The sequence below is a fragment of the Amycolatopsis sp. TRM77291 genome (assembly GCF_054166285.1).
Window position 1 is genome coordinate 6,909,024 of record NZ_JBSZHF010000001.1, and the last position, 19,042, is coordinate 6,928,065.

The following is a 19,042-nucleotide window of genomic DNA, read 5'->3' on the forward strand; positions in this document are numbered from 1 at the left end:
GCTGGACGAGGCCCTGCTCCGGACCCTCACGCCGAACGTCCTCGGAATCCTTTGCCGCCGCGGCGCCGACTTCGCGGCGGCCGAGGACGCCGTGCAGGAAGCGCTGATCGAAGCCGTCCGCGTCTGGCCCGTCGACCGGCCGAAGGACCCGAAAGGCTGGCTCGTCACCGTCGCGTGGCGCAAATTCCTCGACATGGCCCGGTCGGACGCCGCCCGCCGCCGTCGCGAAGACCTCGTCGACGAGGAGCCCGCCCCCGGGCCCGTCCCCGAGGCGGACGACACGCTGCAGCTCTACTTCCTGTGCGCCCACCCGTCGCTGACGCCGTCTTCGGCGGTCGCGCTCACCCTTCGCGCCGTCGGCGGGCTCACCACCCGCCAGATCGCCGAGGCGTACCTGGTCCCCGAAGCGACCATGGCGCAGCGCATCAGCCGCGCCAAGCGCACCGTCTCCGGCGTGCGTTTCGACCAGGCGGGTGACGTCGCCACCGTGCTCCGCGTGCTCTACCTGGTGTTCAACGAGGGTTACTCCGGCGACGTCGACCTCGCCGCCGAAGCCATCCGGCTCACCCGCCGCCTCTCGGCCTCGATCGACCATCCCGAGGTCGCGGGCCTGCTCGCCCTCATGCTGCTCCACCACGCCCGCCGCGCCGCGCGGACGGCGCCCGGCGGCGAGCTGATCCCGCTCGCCGAGCAGGACCGCGGCAAGTGGGACACCCGCCTGATCGCCGAGGGCGTCGAAATCCTTCAGGCGGCGCTGGCCCGTGACCGGCTGGGCGAGTTCCAGGCGCAGGCCGCCATCGCGGCGCTCCACGCCGACGCGCCCACCGCCGAAGAGACCGACTGGGTGCAGATCGTCGAGTGGTACGACGAACTCGCGCGGCTGACCGGCAGCCCGGTCGTCCGGCTCAACCGCGCGGTGGCCGTCGGCGAGGCGGACGGACCGCGCGCGGGGCTGGCCGCGCTCGCGGAACTGGACGACTCGCTGCCGCGATACGCGGCGGTGGCGGCATACCTGCACGAACGCGACGGCGACTTGGCGACGGCGGCGCGGCTGTACGGCGAGGCCGCCGGCAAGGCGGCCAACCTGGCCGAGCGCGCGCATCTGACCCGTCAGGCCGCGCGGGTCAACGCCCTCAAGAAGTGATCGGCGGCAGGCGCGGAAGGCCGTCGATCTCCGACAGGTGATCCAGCACCCGGCCGAAAGCCTGCCCCAGCACCCGCTGCTCTTCGGGGCTCAGCAGGTCGATCAGATGCTCCCGGACCCCCTCGACATGCGTCGGCGCGGCGCCCTCCAGCAGCTCCGCGCCGCTTTCCGTCATCTCCGCCACGACACCGCGTTTGTCCGCCGGGTCGCGCGTGCGGCGGATGAGCCCGTCGGCCTCCAGCCGGACCATCTGGTGCGAAAGCCTGCTCTTGGTCGAGCCGAGCATGCTCGCCAGCTCCGTCATCCGCATCCGCCGGTCGGGCTGGAGCGAAAGGCAGACGAGGACCTCGTAGTCGGCGAGGGTGACGTCGTGGCGCTCGGAGAGTTCGCGATGCAGGCGCTGCCGCAGCCGCATGGTGGCGACGATGTACGAGCGCCAGGCGACCATCTCGGACTCGGACAGCCAGCGCACTTCCTTCTGCTCCACCGCCATCCACGCAGAGTAGAGCGTTGATCGCACAAGGCGCATACCCACCGGTCACTTTTCGGCCCGTGAAAAACCCGGCGGGACATTCGCCCGAAGGAGGGTTACGAAAAGGTTGAGACTCGGCGCGAAAAGGCGCATTCTGCTTGTCAGCGGATGGTCGGGCAAGTACGGGCGATCTCCTCGAAGGGTCGCCGACCTGCTCCCCAGCCGGGAAGGGTCAGGTGGTGGTATGGCGGGTGATTCTCGCGGTTGACCGCCTGCTGTGTCCCCGCGACCGGAACGGAAAGGACCGGGTCGGTCGCGACTGCGAACAGCGATGAGCGCGGGCATCTCAAGATGCGCTCGACAATTCTCGCGCATTCGGCGTCACTCCGGCCTGTTTCGGGTTCGCGGCCTCTTCGACCGCCTCGGCAGTGCCCGGCGCCGGCCCGGTGATCGCGGCCAACCGGCGATCGGAACAAGACAACCTCGGTAGTTCTGGGTGCGGCGCCCGCGGGTGGCCGCACCCAGGCATATCCGGGGCCTTCCGGTTACGCTTTCCCCCGTGCGATTCGACGAAGGCGCGGGCCTGGACACCTCCGAGGTCGAGGACCTGCGCGGCGGTGGTGGTGGCGGCGGTATCGGCGGCCGGGTGGCACTCGGCGGCGGCGGGCTCAGCGTGGTCGGCCTCGTCATCTACTTCCTGTTCTCCCAGTTCGGCGGCGTGAGCCTGAACCCGTCTTCGGGCAGCCTCGGCGGTGTGGGCACCGGACAGCAGATGGACAACACGTCGCTGTCGCAGGAGTGCAAGACCGGCGCGGACGCGAACCGGAACCACGACTGCGCGATCGTCGGCTTCATCAACTCGATCCAGGACTACTGGGGGCAGGAGTTCCAGCGGTCCGGGTCGACCTACCGCAAGGCCGTCACCAACTTCTTCAACGGCGGCGTGAACACGGCCTGCGGCAGCGCGACTTCGGACGTCGGGCCGTTCTACTGCCCTGGCGACTCCGAGGTCTACATCGACCTCGCCTTCTTCAACGAACTCCGCACCCGGTTCGGCGCGCAGGGCGGTCCGTTCGCCGAGGCGTACGTGCTGGCCCACGAATACGGGCACCACGTGCAGAATCTCACCGGAGTGTCCAAAAAGGGCACCGGGAGCGGGCCGACGTCCGGCTCGGTGCGGCTCGAACTGCAGGCCGACTGCTACGCCGGTGTCTGGGCGAACCACGCCACGACCACCCCGACCGAATCCGGGCGGCCGCTGATCACCGACGTCACCCAGGCGGACATCGACTCCGCGCTGGACACGGCTTCGCGGATCGGTGACGACTACATCCAGTCGAAGCTCGGCGGTGGCCGGGTCGACGAGTCGAAGTTCAGCCACGGCACGTCGGCGCAGCGGAAGAAGTGGTTCACCACCGGCTTCGAGACCGGCGAGCCCGCGCGGTGCGACACCTTCGCGGCCAGGAGCCTGGGCTGAGCCTTCACCGGCGCACCCGATAGCGCAGGTGAAGTACCCGGTCGCCCTGGAGCACCACGTCGGGATCCTCCAGCAGGTGCTGTGCCTTGACCGACCCGAAGTAGCGTTTGCCGGACCCGAGCACCACGGGTGCGACGTCCATCCGCACCTCGTCGACCAGGCCCGCGGCGAGCGCCTGGCCGCCGACGTCGCCGGCGGCGACCTCGACCACGCGGTCACCCGCGAGCTCCTGCGCCCTGGCGACGGCCGCCTCTACGCCGTCGACGAAGTGGAACGGCGCCTCGGGGTCCCAGCCCTCGGGCGCCGGGCGGTGCGTCACGACGACCACGTGGTCGATCCCGCTCGGCGGCTTCCCGTCCCAGCCGTCGGTCAGGTCGAAGACGTGACGGCCGGCGATCGTCACCCCGATCTCGTCCCAGTACGGCCGGGTGTAGTCGTAGGACGCCTGTGACACCTTGAGCGCACCGCTCTCGTCCAACGGGACGTCACCGCCGGTCAGCCAGTCGAACAGCGGTCCGGGCTGGTCGCTCTCGTCCGCGATGAACCCGTCCACCGACACCGAGCCGTACATGACCACCTTGCCCACGGGTTCTCCTCTGCTTGGGGTGCCCCGAAACTAGCGGGCCGGGCGCCGCCGCTCTTGTAAGAAATCAATCGGCGGGCAGCGGCCAGCCGTCCAGCGCGTGGCCGGGATGTTCGCGCAGGAACCGCCGCCGGACTTCGAGATACCGGGTCGGCGTGAGCCCGGTGAACTCCCGGAACTCGTGGCCGAAGTGAGCCTGGTCGAAATAGCCGGCCCCGCTGGCGAGGGCGCCCCAATCGACCGGCCCGGCGGGATCGATCGCGAACACGGTGGCGGTGAGGCGGTAGGCGCGGGCCAGCCGCTTCGGCGTGACGCCGACGAGCTCTTTGTACCGCTTCGCCAGGTGCGTACCGCTGACCCCGGCCGCGACGTTCAGGTCGCCGATCGCCACCGCGCCGCCGGTCGCCGCGATAACGCCGCTCGTATGGCGGACCAGTCCCAGGCCGGCGGTCTCGCGCAGCCGTCGCATCAGCTCCTCTTCGAGCAGCGTCAGCATCTCGTGCGGTCCGTCCGCCGTGGCCAGCCGGTCTCGCAGCTCGGCGACGGCGGGCCTGCCCCAAACCTGTTCCAGGGTCACCGGCCGGTCGCACAGTTCGGCGGCGGGCATCGGCAGGAACGACGACGGCCCCCACGGCTTGAAGTGCACGCCGACGGACCGGGTCCCGGGCGGGTAGCCGAAGTCCAGCGCGCGGGTGGGCGTGGTGACCACGCAGCCGTCGGCGTACTCGGCCGCCTCGATTTCGGCACCGGCGCGGATACGGAACGGCGGCCCGAGGTTGACGATGAGGAACGCCCCGGGCATCGGCGGCAGCGTCAGCCTGGCGTACGGCGGGGCGCCCGCCAGGTGATAGAGGTCGTCGATCAGCCCGTCCAGCGGCGGCCGCGGCACTCTGGACACGTACTCCACGCCCCCAGCATCGCCGAAGCCCCCTTCCGCACGCCAGACGCGAGGAAGGGGGCTTCGAGTACTTCGGATCAGGAAGCGACGTGGTGGTCGTCAGCGTGGACGGAAGCCGTCAGGCTCCGCTGCTGCGACCGCTCGGCCGCGCGAAGCTCCTGCGCCTTCGCGGCCTTGGCACCCGAAACACCGTTGATGTTCTCGGTGCTGATCGCGTACACGCCCAGCGCCCAGGCGACGGCGTCGGAGTTGCGGTCGAGTGCGACGCGGTCGACGTTGCCGAGGTTGTCGCAGGCCTGGTGGTAGCACTTGTCGTAAGGAACATTGGCGCTACCGCCCCACTTGGCGGCCTGAGCGGCGGTCTTCACGCCTTCGGCACCGGTGAACAGGCCACCGGCCGGGATGCCGGCGCGGATGAAGCCCTGGTAGTCCGAGCGGCCGGTGAAGTCCGTGCCCTCGACCGGAACGCCCTTGCCGAGCTGCAGGTAGTCGACCAGGGTCTTCTCCAGCTGGGCCGAGCCGTACGGGCCCGCACCCTCGCCGACACCGTCGGAGTTGTCACCGTCGTAGGCGAAGTACGCCGCGTTCGGCGAACCGATCATGTCGTAGTTGTAGTAGAGCGCGATGTCGAGCTGCTGCTCGAAGCTCAGCGAGTTGACGTAGTGCGTCGAGCCGACGAGCCCGAACTCCTCGGCGCTCCACCAGCCGAAGCGGACGGCGTTGTTGGCCTTGGGCTTGCTGCCCAGCTGCAGCGCGGTCTCCAGCAGCGCGGCGGAACCGGTGCCGTTGTCGTTGATGCCGGGGCCCTCGGTGACGCTGTCGAGGTGGGCGCCGAGCATCACGACGTTGTCCTTGCGGCCGGTCTTGGTCTCGGCGAGGACGTTGTAGCTGGTCCGCGCCTCCTGGAAGGCACGCAGGTCGAGGGTGACCGAGGCGCCTGCCTTGGCGGCGAGCGCCTGGCCGTCGGCCTGGGTGATGCCACCGGTCGGGATCTTGCCCGCGGCCGGGTCGCCCAGGGTGCCGTTGACCGGGCCCGGGACGTTGTTGTAGACGATCGCGCCGATGGCACCGGCCTCGGCGGCCGTCGCCTGCTTCTGCGCGAAGGAACAGCCGCCGCGCTGGATCAGCGCGATCTTTCCGGCGACCCCGCCGGCGTAGTCGGCCGCTTCACAACCGCTGGTGTCGTCGACCGGGACCACCGCGAGCGGCGCGGTGATTCCGCCCGCGGGCGTCGACGGGCTGTAGGACATGATGATGACCGGGACGTCGGCGCCCGCGACCGTCAGCTTCTCCGCGAGGGTTTCCGCGTAGGTGAAGGGGAACTCCTGCCGCGTGACCGCGAAGCCCGCCTGCTCCAGCTTCGTGGCGATGTACTCCGCGGATCGCTTGTGGCCCTCGGTGCTGGCGGCGCGACGGCCACCGGTCGCGTCCGAGATCCGCTGGAACGCGATCAGGTGCCGGTTGACGTTGTTCACGTTCACCTTGTTGACGAGCTGCTTCGCCAGGGCGGGACCGTCGATCCCCGTGGTGGCCGTCGCAGCCGGTGCCATTCCGACCGTGAGCGCGGCGGTCGCCGCTATCACGATCGAGGGAACAATGCTTCTTCGCGAATATGACATGGGCGACACCCTTGTGTGGTTCACGCCACAGGTCAACCGACGTTCGGCGGACTTTACGACACCGGGATAAGGTCGTTTGTATGTACGCGATCACCATCCGTGAGCCCGGCGATCCCGATGTTCTCGAATGGACGGAGGTCCCTGATCCCGTCGCCGGTGAAGGCGAAGTCGTCATCGAAGTCGCCGCGAGCGCCGTCAACCGTGCTGACCTGCTGCAACGCCAGGGAAATTACCCGCCTCCGCCGGGTGCGAGCGAAATCATCGGACTCGAATGTTCGGGCACGATCGCCGAAATCGGCGAAGGCGTCGAAGGGTGGCGAATCGGCGACGAAGTTTGTGCTTTGCTCGCCGGTGGCGGCTATGGGGAAAAGGTCGCTGTCCCGGCAGGACAACTGCTTCCGCTTCCCGCCGAAGTCGAATTGCTCGCGGCCGCCGGACTGCCCGAAGTCGCGTGCACCGTCTGGGCGAACGTGGTGATGCACGCCGGCCTGTCCGAGGGTGAGGTCTTGCTCGTCCACGGCGGCGCGGGCGGCATCGGCACGCACGCGATCCAGGTCGCGAAGGCGCTCGGCGCGACGGTCGCGGTGACGGCGGGTTCGGAAGAGCGGCTGGAGAGCTGCCGCCAGCTCGGCGCCGACATCGCGATCAACTACAAGGAGCAGGACTTCGTCGAGGTCCTGCGCGCCGAGACCGGCGGCGCGGACGTCATCCTCGACAACATGGGCGCCAAGTACCTCGACCGCAACATCGACGCCCTGAAAGCCGACGGCAGGCTGGTGATCATCGGCATGCAGGGCGGGGTCAAGGGCGAGCTGAACATCGGCAAGCTGCTGGGCAAACGCGTGAGCGTGTACGCCGCCGGGCTGCGGTCGCGGCCGCTGGAGCAGAAGGCGGCGATCGTCGCCGACGTCCGCGAGCGGCTGTGGCCGTTGGTGGAGCAGGGTTCGGTGAAGCCGATCGTCGGCCAGGTCGTCCCGATGGCCGAAGCCGCTTCGGCGCATCGCGCACTCGAAGAAGGCACGGTTTTCGGCAAGGTCCTGCTGGCGGCGAAGAGCTAGCGGATCTCTTCCAGCACCCGGACGAGCTGATTGACCTCGAAGACGTTCGAGTAGTGCGCGAGCCCGATGCGGACGGCGCCGCCGACTTCGGCGGCGCCGAGCGACCCGAAGACACCGCTCGTACCGTCGTCGGCGAAGGCGCAGAGCCCTTGGGACGCCAGGTATTCGGCGACCTCGGGCGCCTTCTTGCCCGCGACGGCGAACGCGAGCGCGGGGATCCGGCGCATGGCGTCGCCGATGACCATGACGTGCCGCAGCGAACGCAGATCCGTGGACAGCTGCGCCAGAAGGCCCGCGTGGTACGACTTCGCCGAACCCAGCGACGTCACCAGCTTCTCGCGCCGCGAGCCCATCGCGGCGTCGTCCAGCCCGGCCAGATAGTCGATCGACGCGACCAGACCGGCCAGCAACGGATACGCGTGCGGCCCCAGCTCCATCCGGGCCGGACCACGCGCGGCCGGATCGAGCGACACCGACGGCAGGCGTTCGAGCAGCTCGGGATCGCGGAAGACCAGCGCGCCCACCGACGGCCCGCCCCATGCCTGCGCCGAAACCACCATCACGTCGGCGCCGAGCGCGTTGAGGTCAAGCGGGACGAACGGCGCCGCGTAAGTCGCGTCGACGACCACCAGCGCGCCGACCCGTTTGGCGAACTCGATCACCGTCGGGACGTCGGGCCGGGTGCCGACCGAACCGGACGCCATCGTCACCGCGACGGCCTTGGTGCGCGCGGAGACGAGGTTCTCGTACTGCCAGGCGGGCAGCTCGCAGGTCTCGATGTCGATCTCGCCCCAGCGCACGACCGCGCCGACGCGTTTCGCCGCACGGCGCCACGGCGCGAGGTTGGCCTCCTCGTCGAGCCGGGAGACGACGACCTCGTCGCCGATCGTCCAGCGGTCGGCCATCGCGTCGACGAGACGGCGGATGAGATCGGGCGCGTTGGGGCCGAGCACGACCCCGGCCGGGTCGGCGCCGACCAGGTCGGCGACCGCCCGGCGAGCGGCCGTGACGATGCTTTCCGCACGCTGAGAGGCCGGAAACGCTCCGCCCGGCCCGGACACCGGAGCGCGCATGGCCGTGGATACGGCCGAAGCGACCTGTTCAGGTACGAGCATTCCGGCGGCGCCGTCGAAGTGAATCCAGCCGTCACCCAGCGCGGGAAACAGCCCACGGATACGAGCGACGTCGAACGCCATGGGGACACCGTACGGACGTGCGGTTTGGCGCTTTACCCGGGGTTGGCTGCCCGGACACGGGGTGCGACGATTCCCGCTACGCTCGGAGACGGCGGCGAAAACCACACTGCGCTCGGCGCCCGACGTAGGCCAGGATGGAGCACATGACCGACCCAGTTTCCCGCGAATCGACCACCCCCGGTGACGGCGGCGGAGACTCCCCACACCATGTGGTGGTCGTCGGTCCCGACGGCGTCCCGGTCGGTACCGCACGCGTCGCCTCCCCCGGATCCGACTCCGGCGAGGAGGGGCAGGAGGAGTCCCTCGGCGACCTCGTCGAGGAACCCGCCAAGGTGATGCGCATCGGCACGATGATCAAACAGCTGCTGGAGGAGGTCCGCGCCGCACCGCTGGACGACGCCAGCCGCACCCGTGTGCGCGAGATCCACCAGACCTCCATCCGCGAGCTGGAGCAGGCGCTCGCGCCCGAGCTGCAGGACGAGCTGGAGCGGCTCGTGCGGCCGTTCACCGAGAACTCGACGCCGTCCGATGCCGAACTGCGGATCGCGCAGGCGCAGCTGGTCGGCTGGCTGGAAGGGCTGTTCAGCGGCATCCAGACCGCGCTGTTCGCGCAGCAGATGGCCGCGCGGGTACAGCTGGAGCAGATGCGCCGCGGGCTCCCGGCCGGTCCTTCCGCGGGCGGCGCCGCTTTGGGCGGGCACGGGGCCGGCGGCGAGTCGCACGGCCCCGGCCAGTACCTCTAGCGCAGCGGACGGAAGAACGTCCGCAGGTCGTCGATGAGCAGGTCCGGCACCTCCAGCCCGGGGAAGTGACCCCCGCGGTCCTGAGTGGACCAGTGCACGACGTTGTCGGTGCGCTCGGCGAGGTGCCGGATCGGCAGGCCGGTGTCCTTCGGGAACACGGCCACGCCGGTGGGCACCGTGGACTTCGCAGGCCCCTCACCCCAAGCCGGGCCCAGCGCTGCGTAGATCCGCGAAGACGAGTTCGCCGTGCCGGTGAGCCAGTAGAGCATCACGCTGGTGAGCAGGTCGTCGCGATCGATCGCGTCCTCCGGCACGTCCCGCGAGTCCGAATAGGACTTGAACTTCTCCACCAGCCAGCCGAGCTGCCCGGCCGGTGAGTCGGTGAGCCCGTAGGCAAGCGTTTGCGGTTTGGTCGCCTGGATCATCGCGTAGCCGAGCTCGCCGGTCTGGAACTCCCGCCCACGAGCCAGCGCCGCCTCCCCGCGCGCGAGTTCCTCACCGGTGAGCCCTTCGAGATCGGCCTCGGATTCCGGCACCGCGTGCGGCAGCATCGTCAGATGCGCGCCGATCACCCGCTCCGGGCACCGGACGCCCACGTCGCGCGACACGATGGCGCCCCAGTCGCCGCCGTGCAGCCCGAACCGCTCGTACCCGAGCCGCGACATCAGCACCGTCCAGGCGTCGGCGATCCGGCCCGTGCTCCAGTCCGCGTCGGTCGTCGGCCCCGAGAAGCCGAACCCCGGCAGCGACGGCACGACGACGTGGAACGCGTCCGCGGGGTCTCCGCCGTACGCGCGCGGGTCGGACAGCGGGCCGACGACGTCGAGGAATTCCACAATGGACCCCGGCCAGCCGTGCGTGAGCACCAGCGGGATCGCGTCCGGCTCCGGCGACCGCGCGTGCAGGAAGTGGACGTTCGCGCCGTCGATGTTCGTCAGGAAACCCGGGAACCCGTTGAGCCGCTCCTCGTGGGCGCGCCAGTCGTAGCGGAGCCGCCAGTACTCGGCGAGCTCCTGGAGGTATCCGAGCGGCGTCCCGAGCCCCCAGCCGACGCCGTCGATCTCGTCCGGCCAGCGGGTGTTCGCCAGGCGGGCGGCGAGGTCGTCGAGGTCGCGTTGCGGGACGTCGATCGTGAACGGCGTGATCTTTTCGGTCATGGGGCCGACAGTAGGGAGAATCGAGGACAGGTGCGGTCCTCGATTCCGACCCGAGTCGTCAACTGCGGATGAGCCGAGCCCACCGCCTCCGCCGCGGGGGCACGTGAGCTTCCACAGGGGCCTCCGGCTCCGGTTCGGGCCGGAGCACTGGCGCGTAGATGGTCTTCGCCAGGTCGTGCTTCGCCTTCCTGAAACCGGCCAAGGTCTCGGGTGGATAGCCACCCGCCTCCGGCCGATCCGGAACCTCGCTCAAGTCCTCGAGAACGGTCCAGTTCGAACCGAGCGCCGCCAAGGAGCGGTGCTTCGTCGCGTAATAGTCGGCGTGGATCGAGACCGCGACGCCCGAAGCGCCTCCCGCCGCGGCCAGCATGTGCAGGTGGAACCTGGTGGAGATCCAGGTCTGCTGGGGCGAAACCGGGAGCCCGTGCGTCCAGATATGCGAAAACGGGTAGAACCGGGCACCGGGTAATTCCCGCTCGAGGAGCGCGAACACCTCCCTGTCGACGCGCGGAACCCCTTCGACCACGCCGATCTTTTCGGGCGGGATCTTCCAGGCCCGCAGCATCGACAGCACCGCGCCCGCCAGCTTCCCGACCCCTACCTCCACCAGGTCGGACTGGAGGCAGAGCATGACCTCGGGGAGATCCTCGGACTCCTCGTAGAGATGCGGGCCGATGCCGATGAACGCGTCGTCGAGCCCCACCGGCACGTCCAGCAACTCGGCCGAAGCCTCATCGCGGACTTCCACGATCTCGAACCGGTCGGCCAGCGCGCGCAACAACGGCGCGACGCCGTCACAAGCGGGCACCAGCCCCTGCCCCGTCATGGCAGCCCGGCCACCCGAGCGCTCGGCGGCCGCAGCCGCGCCGGCCAGGAGGCCGATCTGCTTGGGCCACAGCTTGTTGATGTAGCCGCCACCGACGACGTGGATCACGTCGGCCGTCGCGAGCAGTTCGATCCCGTGATGCAGCCTGGGCATCATCCCGGGGTTGTGGATGACTTCGCGGACCCATGCCGCGGCCTGCCACGGGTCCTCGGAGGCGGCCTCCCAGCAGAGGCGCCACAAGGTGTCCGTGAACTTCGCTCGCGGGTGCAGGTCATCGAGAAGTACGGCGGCGGGACCAGGTGAATGGGTGTCCACCCACACATCCGCGTCCGGTGCCACTTCGGCCAGATGCCGGAGCCAACTCGCGGCAATGAGTTCGTCACCGTAGTTCGGGTGACCGACCGGCGCGACCAGGTAATACAGGGCGCGCCGGGCAGGCTTCGGTTCCGAAGCCGTACTGTCGGGGACCGGCATTCGTGCATCGTAACGCCGCACACACGGTTACCGGACCGGGAGCGCGAAAGCTGCTCGGGCGGGGCGGCCCAAGCATCACCGGCCCCATCGGTACCCTCGTTCCCGTGCATGCCACCAGCACGGTTCACGCCGCCGACGGTGCTGCGCCGACCTCGGTTCCGCCGATTTCGGACAGCAAGACCTTTTCGCGCGCGTTCGCCGACATCAAGACCGGTTTCGCCGCCAGAGAGCTATGGGGACACCTCGGCTGGCAGGACATCAAGCAGCGCTATCGCCGCTCGGTGATCGGCCCGTTCTGGATCACCATCAGCCAGGGTGTCATCGCGCTGGGCCTCGGGCTCCTGTACTCGCAGCTGTTCGGCATGTCGATTGCGACGTTCCTGCCCTACATCAGCACCGGCTTCATCATCTGGGGCTTCATCAGCGGCTGTCTGTCCGAGGGTATGGAGGCCTTCATCTCCAACGAGGGGCTGATCAAACAGCTCCCGGCGCCGCTCTCGGTCTACGTGCTGCGGACGGTCTGGCGGCAGACCCTGATGCTCGCGCACAACCTGATCGTCTACGTGATCGTCATCGCGATCTTCTTCACCTCGCTCAACCACGAGTACACCTTGAGCAACGGCGGCTGCAGTCCGGGTTCCTCCGGCATCTGCCACCCCGGCATCGGCTGGTATTCGCTCAGCGCGATCCCCGGCTTCTTCATGCTGGCGTTGAACGCCGGCTGGGTCACGCTGCTGCTGGGCATCATCTCGACCCGCTACCGCGACATCCCGCAGGTGATCAACTCGCTCATCCAGCTGCTCTTCTACATGACGCCGATCGTCTGGCCGATCGACCAGCTGATGTCGGGGGGCGCGCGGGTCTCCACCTCCTGGGCCCTGCCGTTCGTGCACGGCAATCCGCTGTTCCACTTCATCCAGATCGTGCGCGCGCCACTGATCGGACAGGAAGTCAGCATCAACAGCTGGTACGTGGTGGCAGGCATCACCGTCGTCGGCTGGGGTCTCGCGCTGGTCGCGATGCGCAATTACCGTTCCCGCGTCTCTTATTGGGTGTGACAGATGGTCAGCATTGATGTGCACAACGCCTACGTCGACTTCCCCATTTTCGACGCGAAGACCCGCTCCATGAAGAAGAAGGTGCTGGGCAAGGTCGGCGGCAAGATCGGCACCGAGACCAAGGTGCCGATCATCGAAGCCCTCCACGACGTGACGCTCTCGCTGAAACAAGGCGACCGCGTCGGCTTGGTCGGCCACAACGGCGCCGGGAAGTCGACGCTGCTGCGGCTGCTGTCCGGCATCTACGAGCCCACTCGCGGTTCGGCGAAGATCACCGGCAAGATCGCGCCGGTCTTCGACCTCGGCATCGGCATGGACCCGGAGATCTCCGGGCTGGAGAACATCATCGTCCGCGGTCTGTTCCTCGGGATGACCGCGAAGCAGATGGAAGCCCGCGTCGATGACATCGCGGAGTTCACCGAACTCGGCGACTACCTGCAGATGCCACTGCGGACGTATTCGACGGGTATGCGGGTGCGCCTGGCGCTGGGCGTGGTCACCTCGATCGACCCGGAGATCCTCATCCTCGACGAGGGCATCGGCGCGGTCGACGCGGCGTTCCTCGACAAGGCGAAGGACCGGCTCAAAGACCTCGTGAAGCGCTCCGGCATCCTGGTGTTCGCCAGCCACTCGGACGAGTTCCTCTTCGAACTGTGCGACACCGCCATCTGGATGGACGAGGGACACGTCAAGCAGCGCGGTTCGCTGCGCGACGTGCTCACCGGTTACAAGGGGCGCGACCCGTTCGAGAACATGAGCAAGGAAACGCTGGAGCGGTTCGGGCTCGAGCCCGAGCCGGCGGCGGCGACGAACGGCGGGCAGGGATGACCAGCGAGACCCGGCAGTTGCCCGAAGGCGCCGTCGTCGGCGTCGTCGTCACGCGCCATCGGCGGGAACTGCTCGCGGACTCGCTCAAGGTGATCGCCGCCCAGACGCGCCCGGTCGACCATCTCGTCGTGGTCGACAACGGGCCGGACAAGTCGGCGCGGGACGTCGTCGAGAACTACCCGCTCCCGTTCACGTACCTGCCCTCGCACCGCAACCTCGGCGGCGCGGGCGGGTTCGCGCTGGGCATGCTGCACGCGCTCTCGCTGGGCGCGGACTGGGTCTGGCTGGCCGACGACGACGGCCGCCCCGCCGACGAGAACGTCCTGGCGATCCTGCTGGACGAGGCCGAGAAGCGGGACCTGGCCGAGATCTCGCCGGTGGTGTCCAACATCGACGCGCCGGACAAGCTCGCGTTCCCGTTGCGGCGTGGGCTGACCTGGAAGCGTTCGTCCTCGGAGCTGGGCGTCGACTTCCTGCCCGGCATCGCCTCGCTGATGAACGGCGCGTTGTTCCGCGCGTCCACTTTGGACGTCGTCGGCGTGCCGGACCTGCGGCTGTTCTTCCGCGGCGACGAGGTCGAACTGCACCGGCGCCTGGTGCGATCCGGACTGCCGTTCGGCACCTCGCTCAAGACCGCATACCTGCACCCGGACGGCTCGGACGAGTTCAAGCCGATGCTGGGCGGCCGGTTCCACGCGCAGGACCCGGAGAACGAGGTCAAGCGCTACTACACCTACCGCAACCGCGGGTACCTGCTGTCCCAGCCGGGCATGCGCAAGATCGGCGCGCTCGAGGTGGTGCGGTTCGGCCTCTACTTCATCGGCGTGAAACGGGACCCGAAGGCTTTCCTGCAGTGGCTCAAGCTCGTGCGCCAGGGCCGCCACGAAAAGTTCTACCGCTACTGAGCTACACGCGAAAAGGCGTTGGTGGCCGCCAACGCTTAGGAGACATACGGAGGCAGGTTGCCTGCCCACCGGACATCCGGTGGGCAGGCAACCTGCCTCCGGCTTCAGTCGTGAACACAGAGCACCAGCACAGCAGTTGGCACAAGACCCGGACTTAAGGGGTTAGATCGTGAACGCACCCGCACTCGCTTCGGAAGCTCCCGAGGTGAGCCCCAGATCCAGACCTAGACCTGGGTTCGACTGGAATTTCGTCACCATCGGGCTGGTCGTAGGCCTCTTCGCGGTGATCGCGTGGAACCGAAGATGGGTGTGCGACGACGGCCTCATCGTCCTGCGGACGGTGCAGAACCTTCTTGACGGCAACGGTCCGGTGTTCAACGCAGGTGAACGCGTCGAGGCGAACACCAGCACGCTGTGGACGTACATCCTCGCACTTGCCGGCCTCTTCGGCGTACGGCTCGAATGGGCGTCCGTCATCCTCGGTCTGCTCTTCGCGGTCGCCGGGATGGCGCTCGGCCTCGACGGTGCCCGGCGCCTGCATCCCTCGAAACTGATCCTCCCGGCCGGAGCACTTGTGCTTCTCGGCCTCTCCCCGTTCTGGGACTTCGCGACATCCGGTCTCGAAACCGGTCTCGTCACCTGCTGGCTCGCCGGCGTGTGGTGGCTCTTGGTCCGCCACGCCACCCGTCCTGACACACGTCCCTGGGCGACGGTCTTCATCCTCGGCCTCGGCCCGCTGGTCCGCCCCGAATTCGCGCTGGTGACGGCGCTCGGGGGCGTCGCCTTGCTCCTCGTCGCCAAGCCGGGCTGGAAACGCGCCCTGCTCTGGATTCTCGTCGCCGGCGTCCTGCCGGTCGGCTACCAGATCTTCCGGATGGGCTACTACGGCCTGATCACGCCGAACACAGCGCTGGCGAAGGAAGCCTCCAAGGCCCGTTGGGACCGGGGCTTCTTCTACATCGCCGACCTGCTCGACCCGTACCTGCTGGTGATCCCGCTGCTCACGCTGGTGGTCATCGCGGCGTTGGTGTTCCGGAAGCTGACACGTGCGACCACCATCGTGGTCCTGATGCCCGTCGTCGCCGCGCTGGGCCTGCTCTTCTACGTCACGCGCGTCGGCGGTGACTACATGCACGGCCGCATGCTGCTTCCGTCGCTCTTGCTGCTTCTTCTCCCTGTGCTCGCCGTACCGCTCAGCAAGTGGACCGCGGTGCCGCTGCTGGTGCTCGGCGTCTGGGCCGTGGTGAGCGCTGGCTGGTTGCGAGCGCCTTCGGCGATCACGCACACGATCGGCGCCAACGCCATCACCGATTCCCGCGTCTTCTGGGTCGACACCACGGCCAAGTTCCATCCGATCCTGGCCGAGGACGCCGCTCAGGTCCCCGGCTACCTGCCGGAGCTGGCCAAAGCCATGGAGGGCAAGCAGGGACCTGTCGTAGCGGTGTCCGTCGGCGGCAAGTGGCTCGTCGTACCGGCGCAAGAGCGGACCGTGGTCTCCTCGCCCGGCGCGCTCGGCTTCCCCGGCATGCTCCTGGCCTACGACTACAAAGTGGTCGACGACCTCGGCTTGGCCAGCCCGCTGGCATCGCACTCGATCTCGGTTCCAGGATGGCCGATGGGACACGACAAGCTGCTCTCGGTCGCCTGGACTATCGCGGACGCCGGCCAGGGCACTCCGGAGGAGCTGTCCGCGGCGACTGGAGGAGTGGTGAAGGCGGAGGAGATCGCGTCCGCGAGGCGTTCCCTCGCGCGTCCCGAGATCCAGGAGATGCTGGCTTCCGTGCGGGCACCCCTGACCGGAGACCGGTTCTGGAACAACCTGGTGCACTCGGTCGGCCGGTCCAGTCTGCGTTACGACCGCAACCCGTACATCGCACAGCACGGGCGCTGACCCGCCACATCGCCGCCGTCTACCGTCAATCATCTTGCGCGCAATGAAACCGCATCTGGGCGGAGGCCGCGACATAACTGCCAGGTAAGCAACCGAACGAGTGATGTCCACGCAGCCAAGGCCGCAATGGAGGTGCGCCCTTGGCCTGACTCAACGACGCTCGCATTGAGCATGCTGCCCTGAAGGCAAGAACCTGCGCGACCGTGATTTCGGCCGCGCAGGTTCTCGACAATGTCAGGAGTGTGCTTTACCGCCGGTGTATACCGGCGCCGCCGGCTTGGCCGCGGCGCTACGCTGCGTCGGCTCCGCGCCGTAGATCCCACGGTAGGTGTAGATCTCGCCCTGCGGGCCCCGCCAGCTCACCGCCCAGCTGTCGTCTGGCAGCATCACCGCAGTCGGATCGGTACCGGCTTCATGCAGGTCACGCACCTCCCAATCGCGGAAGACACCACCGGCATTGGTCTGCCCAGTGCTGTAGATCAGGCTGTCGCTGCTGAGGACTGTGATCTCCACGGTCCCCCGGCTGGTGACGACCGCGGCCGGGGAACCCTTGGCCGTGATGCCGTCGATCGGTTGCCAGGTGCCAGGGAAGCCCGCGGAGGTCTCACGCTGGGTGTAGATCTTCCCGTCCGCGCGCCGCACGACGACCTGAAGCTTTCCGTCGCTGTGCGCCACAGTCGCGGGAACGCCTGTGACGTCCGTGCCACCCAGGTTGCGCCACGCACCGAGCGTGTCGCCGACGAAGCGCGCGACCCGGACCGAGCCGTCGCCGTGCCTCCCGACGACCTCGAACCCATCACCGTTGCGCACCACGCTCAGGTCAGCGGTGAGTCCGGCGCCGCCCAACGAACGCCAGGCACCATAGCCACCTTGGACCGGCGCACCCCAAAGCACCAACTGTTTGCGATACCAGAGATTGCCGTCGACGTCGGTGGCGAATGCGGTCATCAGATTGTCCGAGCCCTTGACCAGGCTGGGGCTGGACAGCATTCGACCCGAGTGAGCCTTCACCCCGGCCTGCCAGGTGCTGTTCTTCGCCGTTTGCAACTTGCCGCGCACATCGGCGTCGTCGTAGCTGTGCGCCAGAACCTCAAGTTTGCCATCGGGATGGGTGGCCGCCGTCGGCTGCCCGGTGTACTTGAAGTAGTCGGGGAACGTCTGGTGGTCGATCAGGTTCCATTCCGACGTCCTGCGTTGCTTGGCATGGGTGAGGCCACCAGCGTTGTTGACGTAGAAGTAGTTCATCAGGCCGTCGTCACCCTGCACCGCGGTGTTGCGCGCGGTGAAATTCGCGGGGACCGCAGGCCTCGTGGGCACAGCCTGGCCGACCAGCTTACAGGCGTCGGAATCACCTTCGGCCAACCAGTCAGCGCGCCATCCCGCACCGACCTGGGTTCCGGAACCCGTAGCCCAGGCACCGTTTCCGAGGTAGCGATGCCACCTGAGTGCCTCATTGTTGACCACTGCGTAAAAGACACCACCACCGACGCCCGCGACATCGGTGACATTCTGCCAGCCGTCGCCGAGAACCCGCCCGTACTCAAGCCACCGGTCGCTCTCCGCGTGGTATCGATAGCCGTGCAACTGGCCAGCCGGGGTACGGGCGAACAACTGACCTTCACCCGAGGCGAAAATCATGTTGTACTTATCGCCCCAGCCGACATCGATCACGCGCTCGGTCCACGTCTTAGCGGTCTGATCGTAGCGCCACCAGTGCAGCGCCTTATCCGAAGGAAAGCCGAAGAAGTCACCTTTGGCGTCGATGGTCATGCGATTCCGGGCAGACGCGCTACCCCAGCCCGCCCACCCCGTGGCGATCAAGGTCGGGGTGCCACCGTTCTCCCAGCCTGAGGATGTCCAGCGCCGCTGATAGACCTCTCCTGCCTCGGTGAGGTGGTACACCAGGCCATCGGGACCACCGAGCATGATCCCAGCCCAGTTGAACCCGATACCCCGTTCTGTTCCCCAGTTTCCGGATGGCAGTTCGGGCTCATTGTTGATGTGCATGTTGAGCCCGGTATCCGGACGGCGGGTGTAGATGTTGGCCGCGGTGTCGCACTGGAGGGTCTCGGCGGCGACCGCCGGACCGGCGAGCGGAACCGGAGCGGTCACCGCGACGGTGGTGGCCAGGATGGCGATCCCGGCCGAACGTCTGAATCTTGTCACCACGATATCTCTTTCTGCCATCAGGGTATGAAATCGGTGGAGAAGCTTGGGTTCTCACTCGGAAAATCGAACGGGAAAACGTCGGTACGCAGAACTCCGGTCAGCAAATCGAGCAGAACACCGGTGGAACTCCGCGGCGACACCGTGAAACCCAACTGACCGGACTCTATGATGAGAGTCGGCCAACCAACCGGATCGCCGACAGGTATCCACATGAGAGAGTCCGCGTTATCAGTCCCTCCCCATTGGATCAGCTCACTGGCATCGACACCATACAAGCGTAGGACTTCGCGGATTCCATCGGCAGTATTTCGTCGAAGAATCTTTCTCATCCCATGGGTGCGTGAATGAATATCAAGGTGCTTATTCTCGACCCCCGCCCCGTATATCCACAGGAATTCATCGAAGCACCCCGTTCCGTAAGCATTCAACAAGTCGAGATGACTGGCCGGAATCGCCGGCCCGACGCCCCGGCCAAGAACCGCCCGATCGACTACCGCAGGAGGAGGGCAAAGTGAGACAAGCCGCTCCAGGTCACTCATGTCCC

17 protein-coding genes are annotated in these 19,042 nt (G+C 67.9%); 8 read left to right on the forward strand and 9 right to left on the reverse strand.

Annotated elements, in window-relative coordinates:
- The first annotated feature begins 1 nt into the window (after position 1).
- Entirely contained in the window at positions 2 to 1,144 is a 1,143-nt protein-coding gene (locus ACXIZN_RS32205; protein ID WP_457960650.1) for an RNA polymerase sigma factor, read from the forward strand.
- Here ACXIZN_RS32205 and ACXIZN_RS32210 read toward each other — a convergent pair.
- Complete coding sequence (locus tag ACXIZN_RS32210; RefSeq protein ID WP_457958806.1) at positions 1,134 to 1,637, reverse strand: MarR family winged helix-turn-helix transcriptional regulator; 504 nt, start codon at positions 1,635 to 1,637, stop codon at positions 1,134 to 1,136. The two genes, ACXIZN_RS32205 and ACXIZN_RS32210, sit on opposite strands and share 11 nt — an antisense overlap.
- A 538-nt stretch (positions 1,638 to 2,175) precedes the next feature.
- Here ACXIZN_RS32210 and ypfJ point away from each other — a divergent pair.
- On the forward strand, positions 2,176 to 3,093 hold the full coding sequence (ypfJ, locus tag ACXIZN_RS32215) for a KPN_02809 family neutral zinc metallopeptidase (protein WP_457958807.1): 918 nt from the start codon (positions 2,176 to 2,178) through the stop codon (positions 3,091 to 3,093).
- A gap of 4 nt (positions 3,094 to 3,097) precedes the next feature.
- Here ypfJ and ACXIZN_RS32220 read toward each other — a convergent pair whose 3' ends face one another.
- The 3 genes from ACXIZN_RS32220 to ACXIZN_RS32230 form a co-directional block, all read right to left on the reverse strand.
- Positions 3,098 to 3,679 (reverse strand): dihydrofolate reductase family protein, encoded by a 582-nt coding sequence (locus ACXIZN_RS32220; protein ID WP_457958808.1) that lies wholly within the window; start codon positions 3,677 to 3,679, stop codon positions 3,098 to 3,100.
- A gap of 64 nt (positions 3,680 to 3,743) precedes the next feature.
- Entirely contained in the window at positions 3,744 to 4,565 is an 822-nt protein-coding gene (locus ACXIZN_RS32225) for a helix-turn-helix domain-containing protein (RefSeq protein ID WP_457960651.1), read from the reverse strand.
- Between the two features lie 86 nt (positions 4,566 to 4,651).
- Complete coding sequence (locus tag ACXIZN_RS32230) at positions 4,652 to 6,193, reverse strand: M28 family peptidase (RefSeq protein WP_457958809.1); 1,542 nt, start codon at positions 6,191 to 6,193, stop codon at positions 4,652 to 4,654.
- Between the two features lie 80 nt (positions 6,194 to 6,273).
- Here ACXIZN_RS32230 and ACXIZN_RS32235 point away from each other — a divergent pair, with 80 nt between their 5' ends.
- Positions 6,274 to 7,251, forward strand: a complete 978-nt coding sequence (locus ACXIZN_RS32235) for an NAD(P)H-quinone oxidoreductase (protein ID WP_257483725.1) — start codon at positions 6,274 to 6,276, stop codon at positions 7,249 to 7,251.
- Here the strand turns inward: ACXIZN_RS32235 and ACXIZN_RS32240 are convergent.
- The gene (locus ACXIZN_RS32240; protein ID WP_457958810.1) at positions 7,248 to 8,447 is read right to left on the reverse strand and encodes a cysteine desulfurase-like protein; all 1,200 of its coding nucleotides are present in this window, start codon (positions 8,445 to 8,447) and stop codon (positions 7,248 to 7,250) included. The two genes, ACXIZN_RS32235 and ACXIZN_RS32240, sit on opposite strands and share 4 nt — an antisense overlap.
- Before the next feature lie 134 nt (positions 8,448 to 8,581).
- Here ACXIZN_RS32240 and ACXIZN_RS32245 point away from each other — a divergent pair, with 134 nt between their 5' ends.
- Entirely contained in the window at positions 8,582 to 9,190 is a 609-nt protein-coding gene (locus tag ACXIZN_RS32245; protein ID WP_257483724.1) for a bacterial proteasome activator family protein, read from the forward strand.
- On the opposite strand, the gene ACXIZN_RS32250 is transcribed toward ACXIZN_RS32245, so the two are convergent.
- Together ACXIZN_RS32250 and ACXIZN_RS32255 are read right to left on the reverse strand one after the other, a co-directional pair.
- Complete coding sequence (locus ACXIZN_RS32250; RefSeq protein WP_457958811.1) at positions 9,187 to 10,347, reverse strand: epoxide hydrolase family protein; 1,161 nt, start codon at positions 10,345 to 10,347, stop codon at positions 9,187 to 9,189. The two genes, ACXIZN_RS32245 and ACXIZN_RS32250, sit on opposite strands and share 4 nt — an antisense overlap.
- A 58-nt stretch (positions 10,348 to 10,405) precedes the next feature.
- On the reverse strand, positions 10,406 to 11,647 hold the full coding sequence (locus ACXIZN_RS32255) for a polysaccharide pyruvyl transferase family protein (protein WP_457958812.1): 1,242 nt from the start codon (positions 11,645 to 11,647) through the stop codon (positions 10,406 to 10,408).
- Between the two features lie 104 nt (positions 11,648 to 11,751).
- Between ACXIZN_RS32255 and wzm the strand changes: the two genes are divergently transcribed.
- The 4 genes from wzm to ACXIZN_RS32275 all read left to right on the forward strand — a co-directional run bounded on the left by wzm (position 11,752) and on the right by ACXIZN_RS32275 (position 16,329).
- The gene (gene wzm, locus ACXIZN_RS32260; protein ID WP_457960653.1) at positions 11,752 to 12,705 is read left to right on the forward strand and encodes a galactan export ABC transporter permease subunit Wzm/RfbD; all 954 of its coding nucleotides are present in this window, start codon (positions 11,752 to 11,754) and stop codon (positions 12,703 to 12,705) included.
- A gap of 3 nt (positions 12,706 to 12,708) precedes the next feature.
- Entirely contained in the window at positions 12,709 to 13,533 is an 825-nt protein-coding gene (gene wzt, locus ACXIZN_RS32265) for a galactan export ABC transporter ATP-binding subunit Wzt/RfbE (protein WP_457958813.1), read from the forward strand.
- On the forward strand, positions 13,530 to 14,438 hold the full coding sequence (glfT1, locus tag ACXIZN_RS32270) for a galactofuranosyltransferase GlfT1 (RefSeq protein WP_457958814.1): 909 nt from the start codon (positions 13,530 to 13,532) through the stop codon (positions 14,436 to 14,438). Before wzt ends, glfT1 begins: the two co-directional genes overlap by 4 nt.
- Positions 14,439 to 14,745: 307 nt before the next feature.
- Entirely contained in the window at positions 14,746 to 16,329 is a 1,584-nt protein-coding gene (locus tag ACXIZN_RS32275) for an arabinofuranosyltransferase (protein ID WP_457958815.1), read from the forward strand.
- Positions 16,330 to 16,563: 234 nt separating this feature from the next.
- Here ACXIZN_RS32275 and ACXIZN_RS32280 read toward each other — a convergent pair whose 3' ends face one another.
- On the reverse strand, positions 16,564 to 18,516 hold the full coding sequence (locus ACXIZN_RS32280) for a tachylectin-related carbohydrate-binding protein (RefSeq protein ID WP_457958816.1): 1,953 nt from the start codon (positions 18,514 to 18,516) through the stop codon (positions 16,564 to 16,566).
- Positions 18,516 to 19,037, reverse strand: coding sequence for a hypothetical protein (locus ACXIZN_RS32285; RefSeq protein ID WP_457958817.1), 522 nt, complete (start codon positions 19,035 to 19,037; stop codon positions 18,516 to 18,518). The genes ACXIZN_RS32280 and ACXIZN_RS32285 overlap by 1 nt, the downstream gene beginning before the upstream one ends.
- Positions 19,038 to 19,042 lie beyond the last annotated feature (5 nt).

Bases quoted from the DNA above. Each gene is read 5' to 3' on its own strand.
- ACXIZN_RS32210 (WP_457958806.1), bottom strand. From the start codon at position 1,637: ATGGCGGTGGAGCAGAAGGAAGTGCGCTGGCTGTCCGAGTCCGAGATG.
- ACXIZN_RS32230 (WP_457958809.1), bottom strand. From the start codon at position 6,193: ATGTCATATTCGCGAAGAAGCATTGTTCCCTCGATCGTGATAGCGGCG.
- ACXIZN_RS32235 (WP_257483725.1), top strand. From the start codon at position 6,274: ATGTACGCGATCACCATCCGTGAGCCCGGCGATCCCGATGTTCTCGAA.
- ACXIZN_RS32240 (WP_457958810.1), bottom strand. From the start codon at position 8,447: ATGGCGTTCGACGTCGCTCGTATCCGTGGGCTGTTTCCCGCGCTGGGT.
- ACXIZN_RS32245 (WP_257483724.1), top strand. From the start codon at position 8,582: ATGGAGCACATGACCGACCCAGTTTCCCGCGAATCGACCACCCCCGGT.
- ACXIZN_RS32250 (WP_457958811.1), bottom strand. From the start codon at position 10,347: ATGACCGAAAAGATCACGCCGTTCACGATCGACGTCCCGCAACGCGAC.
- ACXIZN_RS32255 (WP_457958812.1), bottom strand. From the start codon at position 11,647: ATGCCGGTCCCCGACAGTACGGCTTCGGAACCGAAGCCTGCCCGGCGC.
- wzt (WP_457958813.1), top strand. From the start codon at position 12,709: ATGGTCAGCATTGATGTGCACAACGCCTACGTCGACTTCCCCATTTTC.
- glfT1 (WP_457958814.1), top strand. From the start codon at position 13,530: ATGACCAGCGAGACCCGGCAGTTGCCCGAAGGCGCCGTCGTCGGCGTC.
- ACXIZN_RS32280 (WP_457958816.1), bottom strand. From the start codon at position 18,516: ATGGCAGAAAGAGATATCGTGGTGACAAGATTCAGACGTTCGGCCGGG.
- ACXIZN_RS32285 (WP_457958817.1), bottom strand. From the start codon at position 19,037: ATGAGTGACCTGGAGCGGCTTGTCTCACTTTGCCCTCCTCCTGCGGTA.